Below are 13615 nucleotides of genomic sequence, written 5' to 3'. Positions count from 1 at the left end.
CACGGCGCACGGCCGCGGGCACCGGCCGCCACCGGCGCCCGCGGGCCGCACCGCCGTCCGTCAGCGGCCGGGCTCGACGGTCGCGACGGTGAGTTGCTGCCCGTCGGGGAACTCGGCGCACCCCGTGCCAGGAGCGCGGACGTACATCGAGTTCGTCTCGTGCGGCGGGTACACCCGGAGGCCGCGGACCGGGGTCGGCTTGCACTCGGCCGGGTCGTAGTTGCGGACCTGCACGAACCCGACGTCGGCGTGCGCGGTGCTGCCCGGCCGGAGCGTCACCGGGTCGCCCTTCGCGCCGGTGCGGTAGGCGGCGGTGCCGACCTGATGACCGTCGTCGCCCGCGACGTACGAGACGCCGGGGAAGCCGTGGATCACACACGGCGAGTCGGACACGTTGGTGAAGCGCAGCGGACGGTAGTGCGTGCCCGCGGTGCCCTCCCCAGCGCCGAGTGCGAGTTCGAGGTCGGCGGCGAGGCAGGTGCCGGCGGATCCGCCCCGGTCACCGGACGGCACCGCCTGTTTCGGCGCGTCCTGGCGAGGAGCGTCACCGCCCGAGTCGTCACTGCGGGAGTCGTCACCGCCCGACCGGTCGCCCGAGCCGCCGCGGGCGCCGGCGTCGGACGTGCCTGCGTCTGCCGTGGTGGACGAGTCTCCGGGGCCGTTCGCGGCGGGTGCGGCCGACGGCGCCTGCTGCCCCTCCCCGGATGCATCGGACGTTCCCGGCGGTCCACCACAACCGGCGAGAACGAGGGCCAGAATCGCCGCCCCCGCGACGAGCGACTTGTGCGAAGCGGTTTCACGAATCTTGTTCATCACGCGCCTCCCTTGCCGGAATCTCGGCTACCCGGAAGACGTTTCACGCACGCTTCGGTTGCGCGGAACTTTCCCGCAGGGGGTCAAGGTGGGATAACAATTAACGGCCGTCGGCAAATGGGGCGACAGCGGTTCCCGGCCACTTCCCCGCAACCTTCCCCCGAACGACGCGGGATGTGTTCAGCAGCACTTTCCCGAACCGCAGCCGTGCCGGTTTCACCCGTTCGATACCGCAGCTTTGCGGTGAGGACACCGTCCGGGAGGCACTCCACACCACCGCGGCGGACCTTTGCGCACCGCCCCAGGCCCGGGCGCGGAAATCAATTCCCGACGGCGATACCCGCCCATTCGGAGCAACGCCAGCCGCCGCTCGCGTCGGCGTCCAACCGGACGACCGCGGTGTTGGGCAGCAGACCGTTGTCGGCGATGTCGGAGGTCACATTCCCCGCCAGCCATTCGGCGCCGAACCGGATCGCACCACCGTGACTCACCACGACGACCGCCTCGTCGGAGCCGTAGTGCCTGCTGCGGAGCCCGCTGATCGCCTCGACGTACCGCTTGCGCACGTCGTCGCCGGTCTCGCCGCCGGGCAACGGCACGTCCAGCCGCCCGTCGAGCCACTGCCGGACGACCTTGCCGTACAGCTCGAGCGCCTCCTGGTCGCCGCGGCCTTCGAGGTCGCCGACGCTGACCTCGTGCACGCCGGGAAGCGGCGTCACGTCGAGCGACAGCGCGTCCGCCAACGGCCGGGCGGTCTGCTGGGCGCGCGTGGCGTGCGAGGCGTACACCGCCGCGATGGGCTCCTCGCCCAGTCGGGCCGCCAGGTCGTGGGCCTGCTGCCTGCCCAGGTCGGTCAGCGGCGGCCCCGGCAACGCGGTGTCGAGGATCTTGCGGACGTTCGCCTCACTCTGGGCGTGCCGCACCAGATACAGCCTCACGCGAGTTCTCCCTTCCTGACGGCCTCCACCCAGGCGTCGGCCGCGGCGAAGTCGTCGTTACCCGCGCCGGGTTCGAGCGTGGCGGCCACACCGTCGGCGCGCGGGTGCGAACCGAGGAACCGCACCTCGGTGGAACGCCTGCGCAGCGCGGCGAGGGCGTCGGCGATGCGCGGCTCGGCGACGTGACCTTCGAAGTCGAAGAAGAACCGGTAGGTGCCGTAGTCGCCCTTGACCGGCCTGGCGTCGAGACGCGTGAGGTTGATACCGCGCATGGCGAGCTCGGCGAGCAGGCCCGCGAGCGAACCGGTGCGGTTGGCCGCGGCCACGACGATCGACGTCCGGTCGGCACCCGTCGGCTCGGGCAGTCCGCCCGGCCTGCGCAACAGGAGGAAGCGGGTGCGCGCGTCGGCCAGGTCGGCGACGTCCGTGGCCAGCACGCGCAGCGGGTAGTGCTCCACGGCGACCGGTGCGACCACCGCGGCGTCGTACCGACCCTCGAGCACGCCCACCGCGGCTCCCGCCGTCGACGACGCCACCCGGTGCTCGGCGCCGGGCAGGTGTTCTTCCAGCCAGCCACGGACCTGCGCCAGCGCGTGAGGGTGGCTGGCGACGGTGCGCGGCGGATCGGGCGCGTCGGCGCGGGTCAGGACACTGAACCGGATCGGGAGCAGCGCCTCGGCGACCGCCACGAGGGGGTCGCCGGTGACGGCGCTGTCGAGTGTCGCCGTGACGGGGCCCTCGACGGAATTCTCGACGGGCACGCACGCGCCCTCGGCCGCGCCGCTGCGAACGGCGTCGAAAGCTGCTGGGATTGTCTCCACCGGGAACAGCTGATCACCGCAGGCGAGATTCCGCGCCGCCTGCTCGGTGAAAGTGCCTTCCGGACCGAAGAACGCTATGCGTACCACAACCGGCAAGGTTACCGATCGCGAAAATGTTCACTCCCACAGCCCGTTACACAACTCGCGAGTATTTGCGATCCTGGACGGGTGACCGCCGAATCAGGCACCCATATAACGTGGAATGGTGTGGCTGACGTGACCGGTGCAGACCGCCGACCGGCCGCACCGGAGGTCGTGCTGTGCGCAGTCGACGAGCCGTTGGCCCGTGCGTGGGAGTCGGTGGCGGGCAAGGTCTCCGGACCGGTGAGCGTCCACCACGGCTCGGTGCTCGACGTCGGTGCGGACGCCGTCGTCAGCCCCGCCAACTCGTACGGCTGGATGCGCGGGGGCATCGACGCGATGTACGCCAAGGCGTTTCCCGGCATCGAACAGCGCGTGCGGAGCGCGGTGCTGGCCTACCACGGTGGAGAGCTGCCCGTCGGCGAAGCGCTCGCCGTGCCGACCGGGGAGCCGATGCCCACGTGGCTGATCAGCGCACCGACCATGCGCGAACCCGGTGAGCAGCTGCCCCCGGACACCGTGCATCCCTACCTCGCGGCGAAGGCCGTGTTCACGCTGTGGGCCGAGGGCACGGCCGACACCACCGAAGGCGCCGACGGGGTCGACCCGGCGGACGAGGCCGGCGGCGGAGCGGTGCCGCTGCGCGCCGTCGTCAGCACGATCGCACTGCCCGGGCTCGGCACCGGCGTCGGCGGGGTCACACCGGAGACGTGCGCGCACCAGGTCGCCGCCGCGTGGGACGAGGTGTTCGGCTGAGGCTCGCCGCGGCCGTTTACATGCAAGTGCCTGCTTGCCTATTGTCGTCGGTGTGGCCGACGTCTTCAAGGCACTCGCCGATCCGACCCGGAGGACGATCCTCGACGAACTGACCGAACGCACCGGCCAGACGTTGTTCGAACTCTGCGGCCGACTGTCGACGAAACACGGGCTCGCCTCGTCCAGGCAGGCGATCTCGCAGCACCTCGACGTCCTCGAGGCCGCCGGCCTGGTCGAGACCCGGCGCGACGGCCGGTACAAGTACCACTACCTGGACACCGCACCGCTCGAACAGATCGCGGTGCGGTGGCTCGACCGGCCCACGGCACCACCGGCCGACCCGTCGGCCGATCCCGCAACCACCGACACGGCCGCCACCGGCACGGCCGCCACCGGCCCGACCGGCGAGCGACCGGCGACCTGACACACCGACCCGACACCGAAACGGAGCCGACCATGCGGATCGAGCTGACGAGCGTCTTCGTCGACGACCAGGAGAAAGCCCACCGCTTCTACACCGACGTCCTGGGCTTCCGCACCAAGCACGACGTGGACATGGGCGGCGGCGCGCGCTGGCTGACCGTCGTGTCGCCGGAGAACCCGAAGGGCACGGAACTGCTCCTCGAACCGTCCGGCCACCCCGCGGTGCAGCCCTACCGGGACGCGCTGCGCGCCGACGGCATCCCGCTCGCCGCGTTCACCGTCGACGACGTGCACGCCGAGTACGCGCGGCTGATCGCACTCGGCGTGGAGTTCACCCAGCCGCCCGTCGAGATGGGCCCGGTGACGACCGCCGTGCTCGACGACACCTGCGGCAACCTGATCCAGATCGCCACCGCGGCCCCGGAACCGGCGTAGGGCCGTCAGCCGGACGTGGCCTGGCCCGCCCGGGTCACCTCGTCGAGGGACTGGACCAGTTCGCTGAGCACCGCACCGAGCCTGCTGATGGCGACGCCCAGTGCAGCGATCGCGTTCGACGCCTGGAAGAACGCCTTCGCGATGCCCTGGATGATCGACTTGACCGCGGCGGGAGCCAGCACGACGGTCGCGGCCTCGATCGCCGCGCTCACCAGGGAACCCGCCAGGCCCGCGAGCAGGTCGCGGACGAACGCGCGGACACCGGACACGACCTGGGCCATCTGCATCGACGCCTTCTCCAGGGCGAACGAGGCTCGGGCCGCTGCGCTCATCTCGGTCAGCGTCTGCGCCAGCTTGACCGTGTAGGCCATCTTGCTCGCGCCGGTCCACTCCGTCGTTTCCTCGGTGAACGCCTGGGCACACTCCGCCTGGTCCCCGGCGAGGGAGTTCCCGATGTTCTGCCACGTCTGCCCGTAGACCTCGACCATGCTCGGCTCGCCGGAGAGCTGGTGCAGGATCAGACGCAACGGCTCGACGTGCTCCAGCATCCAGCCGATCAGCTGACCGGCGACAGCCGCGATGGGGTCACTGATGGCGGCGGCGATGTCGACGCCGAGGCCGATCGTGCTCGTGACGGCGGAAGCCCAGTCACCGCCCTCGATCTGGGTTGCGACGTCGCCGACCGTCTGGAGCGCCGTCCCCTTGGACAGGTTGTACGCGACGTCGCCGGCACTGTCGCCGCCCATGTTGTCGAACTGGCCGGTCGCGGCGCCGATCAGCAGGGAAGCCGGGTTCAGGGGGAGCAGCATCGCCGCCCCACCGATCGCGTTCAGCGGGTTGTCGAAGACGTCGTACTCGTTCCGGAGGTCCGTACCGTCGTCGACGAGCGGGTTGTCCGACGACGCGTCCATGGGTGAGGACATCGGCTCACACTTCCTCTGGCGGGTTCGGCGGCGGCTCGACCGGGTTCGGCATGGGCGCGGGCTGCGGGTTCTGCGGCGAAGGCATCGGATTCGGCATGGGTGCGGGCGGCACGCCACCGTCCGGGCGGTGCGGGGCCGGCATGGGCGCGGGCTGCGGCGTCCCGCCACCCGGGGGCGAGGTCGGCTGCTGCGGTGTCGGCATGGGCGCGGGGCCCGGCGCTCCACCGCCCGGAGGCGGCGTGGGCATCGGTGCGGGTTGCGGCGCACCCGGCGGAGGCGGCGGTGTCGGCATCGACGGGGCACTTCCGCCCGGTGAATCGAACTCGCCCGACCTGCCGAGCTTCTCGAGGACCTCCCGCAACCGGTCGAGCAGTTCCTGCTCCTGCTCGTCGTACTTCTTCGCCGCAGTCGTGATCGACTTCTCCAGCTTGTGCAGTTCCTGCTGCGCATCCTTGATCATCTGGGCGCAGCGGTCCTGCGGGCCTTTGAGGATCTGCGGCAGCATGAACATCTGGCACAGAATCCCGTAGGCGTCGTCGAGGTCGGCCACGTGAGAGGCGGCCTCGGCCGCCGTGCCGACGGACTCGGCCTTCCCCGCGATCGTCGCCGCATGCCGTCGCAGCTGGTCGGTGTCGGTGCCGAAACCGGAATCCGGCGGTGCCATTCGACGTTCCCCTCCTCGTCGGTGTTCGGTCAGCGGAAGACCGAACCGCCGAAGTCCTCGTCATCGTCGTCACGCTCGTCGCGCGCGGGCTGTGAGGTCGGACGCCGCGGCGTGTCCTGTGGTTCCGCGTCGCCGTCGTAGTCGGCCGTCTCGTCCTCGAGCGCCCCGAGGTCGCGCATCCCGCCGTCCGAGGTGCCGGACGATTCGTCCTCGGGGTCCGGGAACTGGTCGCGATACCCGGCGACGATGTCGGCACCGGGACCGTCGTCCCCGACCGTGTCGGCGGTCAGGTCGGCCACCGTGTCGCGCAGCTGCGCCTGCGCCCGCCGCATCGTGTCCATCAGCGCGGCCGACAGCTCCCGCGGTTCGAGTCCGCGGCCACGGTCGGTGATCGTCAGCTCGGTCGGCACTCCCTTCGAGTCGACGGTCACACGCGCCACACCGTCGGGCGACGTCCGCGTCACCGACGTCGCATCGAGGCGGCTCTGCAACTCGCCGTAGCGCTCCGCCTTCTGCTGCAGGCCCTGCGCCCACGCCTTCAGGTCGTCGGCGAGCTTCGTCGGATCGGGCATCGAGTCGGGCGCGGTCATACGGTCGTCTCCCCTGGTAGTGCGATCAGCACTGAAGTTAACAGCATGCGCCGAAACACGGGTGCACAACGTCACAGTCCGTTTTCGGCCGCTACGGCTTACCGTAAGAACTGCGTTACGAAAGTCGCGGGAACGCCGGCCCATCGACGGGCGAGGAGTGAGCGAATGCCACGGGTCCGTGAGCTGAGCCCCTATGTTGAATTGCAGCGTGACCAGTGGCGGGAGCTCCGGCGCTCCACGCCGCTTCCGCTGACGGCGGACGAGCTGGTCAAACTGAGAGGCCTCGGCGAGCAGATCGACCTCACCGAGGTGGCCGAGGTGTATCTGCCGCTGTCGCGGCTGATCAACCTGCAGGTCGCGGCCCGGCAGCGGCTCTACGAAGCCACCACGACGTTCCTCGGCGAGGACACCCGGCCTTCGAAGGTCCCGTTCGTGATCGGTGTCGCGGGCAGCGTCGCGGTCGGCAAGTCGACCACCGCACGGATCCTGCGCACGCTGCTGGCCCGCTGGCCCGACCATCCACGCGTCGACCTCGTCACCACGGACGGGTTCCTCTACCCCCGCGACGAGCTGATGCGCCGTGGCATCATGCACCGCAAGGGGTTCCCGGAGAGTTACGACCGGCGAGCGCTGCTGCGGTTCGTCACCGACGTCAAGTCCGGCGCCTCCGAGGTGCACGCGCCCGTCTACTCGCACCGCGCCTACGACATCCTGCCCGGGGAGCAGCAAACGGTGCAGAGCCCGGACATCCTCATCATCGAGGGGCTGAACGTGCTGCAGCCCGGCCCGAGCCTGACGGTGTCGGACCTGTTCGACTTCTCGCTGTACGTCGACGCCCACACCGCCGACATCGAACGCTGGTACATCGAGCGGTTCCTGGAGCTGCGGCACACCGCGTTCGCCGACCCGAGCTCGCACTTCCACCACTTCGCGGGCCTGTCCGATGAGGACGCCCGGTTCGAGGCGCAGCACCTGTGGAAGACGATCAACGAGCCGAACCTGGTGGAGAACATCCGGCCGACGCGGCCGCGCGCGACGCTCGTGATGCGCAAGGACAGCGACCACTCCATCAACCGCGTTCGCCTGCGCAAGCTCTGACACCCGGCTCCGGCGTCGTACCCGCTGCGACGCCCCGTGACGGCGTCGGGGTGGCAGGCCCGACCCGGCCGACGACGGGCGGTGACAGGTCGCACCACCGAGCGGCCCACGGCCGGTCGACGGCCGTCACACCCGCGGCCGGATCCCGGGCCGTCTCCCTGCCCCGAGGGTCGCCCGCACTCCTCCGAAGGTCGCATCCCCGCCGCGGTTTCCGTCATTCCCACAGCGGAACGGCCCGCGCCCGGCTAGCGTGACCCTCCTGTTCACCCACATGCCGCCCAGGGGTTCCGGTGATCGCGGAGCGCGACGTTCTCTCGTGCTTTCGGTCGATCGGAGGGCGCGGGGTTTAGCCGGTTGGCCGATGGCCGAGGTCCAGTCCAGGCCCGACCCTGGTGAACGGAACGCGAACACCTACGAGGGGGAAGGGACGGTAACCATGCTGGCGACCATCGTGACGTGGATCGGTGCGGTTCTCGGGATCGTCGTACTGCTTGCGATGGCGTGCGGCGCCTTCGTGCTCGACGCCGACGAGTCCCGCCGCGCACAGGAAACCGCGCCCTGATCGAGCCGTTCGGCAACACCGCGCCCGCCACTGGCGGCGCCGCTGTCACTGTCGGACCTGGGGTCGCCGCCCGCGTCGGGTCGCCAGCGCTGGCGGCGTCGGTGCCACTGCCGGCGTCGGTGTCACTGTCGTCGTCGGGTCGGTGGCGTCGTCGGGTCGGTGGCGTCGCCTACTTCCGAGCGGGCTCCTCCGCCGGTTTCGAGACCTGCTTCGGCACCCGCTCCCGTACCTGTTTCGGCGCTTGTTTCGGCAGCGCGATGCGGGCGGCGCGGATCTCGTCCAGCAGGCGGGTCTTGCGGCGGTGCCGCTCGACGAGGGCGGCGAGGTAGCCGGTGAACTCCTGCGGCGTTCCGGCGTCGCGGTGCAACGTCCGCAGCCGCCGCAGGGCCGCCGCGGCCCGCGCGTAGTTCGCCGCGGGGTTGCGGGAGTCCCTGTCGTCGATGAGCGCGTCGATGTGCCTGCGGTACAGCTCGATGACCGCGCCCGCGGGATCGACCGCAGCCCCGTCGCGGTCCGGACCGGTCCCGGCGTCGTCGCCGCGGCCGGACCCGTGGCCGCCGAGCAGGTTCCGCGTGAGGGTCCACGCGTCGTCGTCACGGCCCGCGGCGAGGAGGTCCCCGATCCGCGAGGGGTCGCTGCCCCGAACCCGTGCTGCGTGGGCGAGCGCGTCGGAGTGTCTGCCCACCGTCCGCAGCACCCGGACGATCTTCAAGCTGACCTCGACGTTCGGGAGACGTTTCTCCCAGGCCGCCACCAGTCCGCCGACCTCGCCGGTCAGTTCCGCCAGTTCCTGACCGAGCCGCTCGGCGACCGGCTCCGGATTCTCCACTGTGGACCCGGCAAGGCGTGCATCCACAGTGGATCGAATCCGTGCCAAGCCGCGGTCACCGAGGGCGTCGGCGAACTCGTGCAGCGACAGCAGGCGGTCCTGCTCACCGAACGACATGCCCAGGAACCAGTCGGCGAGCTCACCGGGGTCGGGCGGGTGCGCCGCGCACGCACGGGCGTAGAGCGCGAGCGCCCGGTCGAGCGGCGCCGGGTCCGGGTAGGCGTCGTCGGTCGTGGGCTCACCGGTGAGCCGGTCGACGGCGAGCCGCGCCAGCCGGGCGACATCGGCCGTCGTGCCCGCGTCCAACATCCGCTCGAGGGTGTCGAGTACCGCGGTCACCTGCGCAGGTTCACCGGGTCGACGCATCGGATCATGGTGCCATGACCGCCGGGTCGGTGGTAGCTCTCGGTACCGGTACCCCGGCCTCGCCCACGCCACGCACCTCCGGGCCGGCCGCCCGCACCCGGCCGAGCGGCGTCCCCTCGGCGGCGTCCGCGAGTGCCGCGGCGTCGGCCAGCAGGTACAGCGTGCCGCGGGCACGGCTGGTCGCGGAGGCGAACGCGCGGGTGCGCGCGTGCCAGTCGTCCGAGACGAGGTCGACGAGGACGGCGTCGAACTCCTCGCCGTGCATCGTGCGGGCCGTGCCGATGGCCAGGTCGTAACGGCGTCCCGCCGCCTCGAGCCACTGCGCCGCCGCCGTCCGATGTGGAGCGATGACGGCCGACCCGAGCGGCAGCGAGGCGAGCACGCCCGCATGCCGCACCGGTTCGCCCGCCGTGTCGAGGACGACGACGTGCCCGTCCCGGCGCTCGGACCCGCCCGTACCGGCACGGTCGACGTCGGAGGAACGGTCGAGCGACACCCGGCGGGACGCCGTCAGCACGTAGCACCCGGCGTGGGTCCGGGCGTCGTCGGCGGTGCGGATGCCGCAGTGCGAGAACACCGTCGCCCCGCACCAGCGCCGCACCGCGGCGTCGTCGCGCAGCCCGGGGCCCAGCCACGGCTGCGGCGAGTCGGGGTCGCCCGCGACGACGGCCGTGTGCCGGGCCAGCCCCACCGCGGCGAGCACCTCGGACAACGGCCTGCTGCCCGCGTCGTCGATCAGCACGACGTCGAACCGGACGTTCGGATCCCCGTGCGGCACCGTGTCGCAGCGGTGCACCGGGCCGTCGCCTGCCACGCACGCGCCGTCGCCGAGCCACCAGAGTCGTTCCTCCAGCTGGCCACGGCGAGCCGCCTGCTCGGCCGAGGAACGCATCAGGTCGTCGTACTCGGTCTGCATGTCCGGCAGGCCACGGTGAACGCACTCGGCGTGGAACCGCATGTCCTGCTCGGACGGTTTCGTCGAGCGGAGTTGGGCGATCGTCGCGTGCAGCTTCTGCACCCGGGTGTAGGCGTCCGATTCGTCGCGTGCGGCCTCGTCGAGGCTGCGGTGGGCGTCCGACAGCGCGGCGTCCAGTGCCGACGCCCGCTCCGCCGAGATCGCCTCCTCGCTGACCGCGTCGATGCGCTGGTGCAGCGAGTCGCGCTCACGTTCCGTGCGGTACAGGGCCTTGCGGTCACGGTTCCTGCCCCGGTAGGGGCGCCGGTCGACGCGCAGGTGCAGCCGGGCCAGCTCGGCGTCGACGTCGGCGAGCCGGGCGGTGAGTGCGCGTACCTCGGTCAGCTTGCGCCTGCCGTCGGCGGCGTTCTCCCAGGCCGCGCGGGCGTGACGCAGCGCCTGCCTGGCCTGCGCGAGGTCGGCGGCCGCGACGTCGTAGTCGCGCTGGGCCGTCGTGAGCTGCCCTTCCAGCTCGTCGGCGCGGAGCTGGTCGTCGATGCGGCGCCGCACCGCGTCGTAGGCGGTCCGGTCGAACCCCCGCAGCTGCTCCCGCAGCTCCGGCAGCCGGGATTCGGCCGCGGAGAGATCGGCGAGTTGCTGCTGCACGGTCAGCCGGCCCGGGTCGGGCACACACGTGAGGGCCTGTTCGGCGCGGCTCAGCAGCAGGACACTGTGACCCTGCCGCGCGAGTTCGTCGGCCGCCTCGGTCAGCAGGGTAGTCTTTCCGCTGCCCGGCCCACCGCGGATGAGCCGGACACCGGGCAGGAAGCAGGCGCGCGCCGGGTCGCCGTGGGCGCGGTCGGGCTTGCCTGCGGCGAGCCGGTCGGCGAGAGGTGCGAACCCGAGACCCCGCAGGACGGTCGCCCTGTGGTCGGTGACGGCGATGCGTGCCCAGGCGCGGTCGCATTCGGCGGGCAACGGGCCGGGATCGTCGAGCCACAGCACGCCGTGGCGCAGGCGCACGCCGACCGGGACGGCCGCACCCTCCCGCGGGCCGTCGGGCCCGGCGAGGCGGACGTCGAGCAGCCTGCCGACACGCCTGCACCGCAGGTCCACGACCGGGCCGTCGTCGGAATCGCGCACCGGTCCGAGTTCGTGCCACTCGTCCTCGGCCTGCGGTTCCTCTCCCCCGTTGTGGGCGGTCTCCGTGCCGACCGCCTCGGCAGCGTCGTGCCGCCAGTTCGCCATCTCGTCCCCCTTCACACCTCCCGTCATCCAACCGGTTCGACGGTTCGCCCAGGGGGAATGTCCTTCGAGGGTGTGAGAGGGCCGTGTCGAACGTCCCCGATCGTGGCGCGGCGGTAACGACGAGCGCCGACGGGGCGACGTCGTGTGGTTGAGCGTCGCTCGGCGCCTGCCTACGACCAGGGGGTCCGCGGGCGTTCCTGGAGCACGCCGTCGACGTGGACGTCGACGCGTTCGTCGGCGAAGCAGATCAGTCCCGCGATGCGCTGGCTCTCGGGCAGCGGGCTGGGATACGACCAGGCGATGTCGGTGTGGTCGCCGACGGACCAGTACTCGGCCGCGCCCTTGTACGGGCAGTGCGTGACGGTGTCGGTGCGCGCCAGCCGGTCGAGGCGGACGTGCGGTTTCGGCAGGTAGTAGCGCGTCGGCAGCCCGGTTTCGAACAGCAACCACGGCGAGCCGGACTCGGCGACCGGTTCGCCGTCGATGTCGATGCGCACCTGCCGCGAACTCGGCAGGATGTCGACGCGTTTGTGCGGATCGCGCGGGTGGGTGTGGACCTCCTCGTCCTCCTCGAACCAGTGGTCCATCGCAGGCCAGTCCAGCCGGACGTGGCCTCCGAGCGGGCCGCCGGGGTATTCGACGGCGGCGTCGACGGCCTCGCGGTCGGCCATCCGCACGGTCGACAACTCACCGTAGCCGAGGTGCGAGGCACGGGTCCGTCCACTCGGGACGAGAACGTCCCCGCGGACGTCCTCCCTCGGCACGTAGTACGTCGGGTAGTACGGGTTCTCCCACACCAGCAGCGGGCGGGTCGAGTCGGCGATCACGACGCCCGCGAACACGACCCTCACCCGTTTCGCGGACCGTTCGGTGCGCGGTTCCTCGGCGGCCATGGTCGTGACGGTACGCCCGACGGCGCGGGGTTTCAGCCCGTCGGACCGGCGCCGGCTCTCCGCTCATCGGAGGAAGCAGGCGGGCGCTCGTGGCGAACGGCACCGCGGGCGACGACGTAACCTCGGAGTATGGCCATCCAGGTGCTCCTCGTCGACGATCACGAGGTCGTGCGGCGAGGCCTGCGCGACCTGCTCGGCGACGAACCCGACATCACGGTCGTCGCCGAGGCGAGCAGCGCCGACGAGGCGCTGGCCGTCGCCATGCACGTCGAACCGGACGTGGCCGTCGTCGACATGCGGCTCGGCGGTTCGGAGAGCGACGGCGTGGAGCTGTGCAGGCGGCTGCGGGCGCTGAGCAGCCCGCCGTACTGCCTCGTGCTCACCGCCTTCGAACACGAGGAGGCCATGGTCGGCGCCATCCGCGCGGGTGCGTCGGGGTACCTGTTGAAGCAGGTCCGCGGACAGGACGTCGTCCACGCGGTGCGGGAGGTCGGCGCGGGGCGGTCGCTGCTCGACCCGGTCACCACCGCCCGGCTGCTCGACACGATGCGCGGCGACGCCGAGGCCGACCGCCTGGCCGGGCTGTCCGAACGCGAACGCAGCGTCCTCGATCTCATCGGCCAGGGCCTGTCGAACCGCGAGATCGCACAGCACCTGTTCCTGGCAGAGAAGACCGTCAAGAACTACGTCACGTCGCTGCTCGGCAAACTCGGCATGCAACGCCGCACCCAGGCCGCCGCGTGGGTCGCCCGCCACACCGCGAACCCCGACCGCACCCCCTGACCCGCGTGTCGTGCACTCGGCACCGCGTGTTCTGCGTTCGGCACGCCGCCCGGCCACCCATTCCGTCGTGATGCCCTGGCACGCGGCATCCTCGAACGGCTGACCGTCGACCGCCGCTGGTCGGGCAAGCACCACGCCGGCCACATGGCGATGCTGCTCCGGTTCACCTTCGTCGGGTCCGACCGCGGATCACGCGGTCGATGACAGCAGCTCACGTCGCAGCCGTGCCCGGCCGCCGTAGCTCACCACTCTCGACCTGGCCGCCGAGTACGCGGTTATGGGCGCGACCGGCCCGGTGGCCGGGTACCGCTAGAACGGTGGCCCGCCGTCTAGAACGGTGGTCCGTCGTCGTTCTGGTGACCGGTTCCGCTGGCGTCTCGTGGCGGTTCGGCTCCGGCGGGTTGGCGGCGCGTCTGGGTGTGACGTGTTGGGGCGGTGCGGGCCGGGGCATGGTGTGTCGGTGAAGTGCCACGTGCCGGGGTGGTGCGTGTCCGTGT

14 protein-coding genes and 1 pseudogene are annotated in these 13615 nt (G+C 71.6%); 6 read left to right on the top strand and 9 right to left on the bottom strand.

The features are described from left to right. Positions 1-60 precede the first annotated feature (60 nt). From LY13_RS21545 to pheA, 3 genes are all read right to left on the bottom strand, one after another. Positions 61-813 (bottom strand): DUF4232 domain-containing protein, encoded by a 753-nt coding sequence (locus LY13_RS21545; RefSeq protein WP_253830428.1) that lies wholly within the window; start codon positions 811-813, stop codon positions 61-63. A gap of 320 nt (positions 814-1133) precedes the next feature. Then, positions 1134-1751 (bottom strand): histidine phosphatase family protein, encoded by a 618-nt coding sequence (locus LY13_RS21540; protein WP_253830427.1) that lies wholly within the window; start codon positions 1749-1751, stop codon positions 1134-1136. Further along, the gene (gene pheA, locus LY13_RS21535) at positions 1748-2659 is read right to left on the bottom strand and encodes a prephenate dehydratase (protein WP_253830426.1); all 912 of its coding nucleotides are present in this window, start codon (positions 2657-2659) and stop codon (positions 1748-1750) included. Before pheA ends, LY13_RS21540 begins: the two co-directional genes overlap by 4 nt. A gap of 81 nt (positions 2660-2740) precedes the next feature. Here pheA and LY13_RS21530 point away from each other — a divergent pair, with 81 nt between their 5' ends. The 3 genes and pseudogenes from LY13_RS21530 (at position 2741) to LY13_RS21520 (ending at position 4267) form a co-directional block, all read left to right on the top strand. Next, positions 2741-3409 (top strand): macro domain-containing protein, encoded by a 669-nt coding sequence (locus LY13_RS21530; protein ID WP_253830425.1) that lies wholly within the window; start codon positions 2741-2743, stop codon positions 3407-3409. A gap of 52 nt (positions 3410-3461) precedes the next feature. Then, positions 3462-3734, top strand: a pseudogene (locus LY13_RS21525) (ArsR/SmtB family transcription factor); the annotation flags it as partial. Between the two features lie 131 nt (positions 3735-3865). Then, positions 3866-4267, top strand: coding sequence for a VOC family protein (locus LY13_RS21520; RefSeq protein ID WP_253830424.1), 402 nt, complete (start codon positions 3866-3868; stop codon positions 4265-4267). A 5-nt stretch (positions 4268-4272) separates the two neighbouring features. Here the strand turns inward: LY13_RS21520 and LY13_RS21515 are convergent, their stop codons facing one another. The 3 genes from LY13_RS21515 to LY13_RS21505 are packed head-to-tail and all read right to left on the bottom strand — an operon-like array spanning position 4273 to position 6444. Then, positions 4273-5190: a hypothetical protein gene (locus LY13_RS21515; protein WP_253830423.1), complete on the bottom strand. Its 918-nt coding sequence runs from the start codon at positions 5188-5190 to the stop codon at positions 4273-4275. A gap of 4 nt (positions 5191-5194) precedes the next feature. Then, positions 5195-5854 (bottom strand): type VII secretion target, encoded by a 660-nt coding sequence (locus LY13_RS21510; protein ID WP_253830422.1) that lies wholly within the window; start codon positions 5852-5854, stop codon positions 5195-5197. A gap of 29 nt (positions 5855-5883) precedes the next feature. Further along, complete coding sequence (locus tag LY13_RS21505) at positions 5884-6444, bottom strand: YbaB/EbfC family nucleoid-associated protein (RefSeq protein WP_253830421.1); 561 nt, start codon at positions 6442-6444, stop codon at positions 5884-5886. A gap of 165 nt (positions 6445-6609) precedes the next feature. Between LY13_RS21505 and coaA the strand changes: the two genes are divergently transcribed. Both coaA and LY13_RS25770 read left to right on the top strand, forming a co-directional pair. After that, on the top strand, positions 6610-7542 hold the full coding sequence (gene coaA / locus LY13_RS21500; RefSeq protein WP_183647078.1) for a type I pantothenate kinase: 933 nt from the start codon (positions 6610-6612) through the stop codon (positions 7540-7542). A gap of 436 nt (positions 7543-7978) precedes the next feature. Further along, on the top strand, positions 7979-8104 hold the full coding sequence (locus LY13_RS25770; RefSeq protein WP_301299469.1) for a hypothetical protein: 126 nt from the start codon (positions 7979-7981) through the stop codon (positions 8102-8104). Positions 8105-8273: 169 nt separating this feature from the next. Here LY13_RS25770 and LY13_RS21495 read toward each other — a convergent pair whose 3' ends face one another. From LY13_RS21495 to LY13_RS21485, 3 genes are all read right to left on the bottom strand, one after another. Continuing rightward, a complete protein-coding gene (locus tag LY13_RS21495; RefSeq protein WP_253830420.1) occupies positions 8274-9272 on the bottom strand; it encodes a hypothetical protein in 999 nt (332 codons plus the stop codon). A 31-nt stretch (positions 9273-9303) separates the two neighbouring features. Beyond that, positions 9304-11469: a coiled-coil domain-containing protein gene (locus LY13_RS21490; RefSeq protein WP_253830419.1), complete on the bottom strand. Its 2166-nt coding sequence runs from the start codon at positions 11467-11469 to the stop codon at positions 9304-9306. A gap of 143 nt (positions 11470-11612) precedes the next feature. Continuing rightward, on the bottom strand, positions 11613-12335 hold the full coding sequence (locus tag LY13_RS21485) for a DUF427 domain-containing protein (RefSeq protein ID WP_253830418.1): 723 nt from the start codon (positions 12333-12335) through the stop codon (positions 11613-11615). Between the two features lie 129 nt (positions 12336-12464). Between LY13_RS21485 and LY13_RS21480 the strand changes: the two genes are divergently transcribed. Next, positions 12465-13118, top strand: coding sequence for a response regulator (locus tag LY13_RS21480; protein ID WP_253830417.1), 654 nt, complete (start codon positions 12465-12467; stop codon positions 13116-13118). Positions 13119-13615: the final 497 nt, after the last annotated feature.

The sequence above is a fragment of the Prauserella aidingensis genome, from assembly GCF_024171865.1.
Taxonomy (GTDB): Bacteria; Actinomycetota; Actinomycetes; order Mycobacteriales; family Pseudonocardiaceae; genus Prauserella; species Prauserella aidingensis.
Note: the sequence above shows the minus strand (reverse complement) of the source record. Positions and strands in the feature narration are given on the sequence as shown.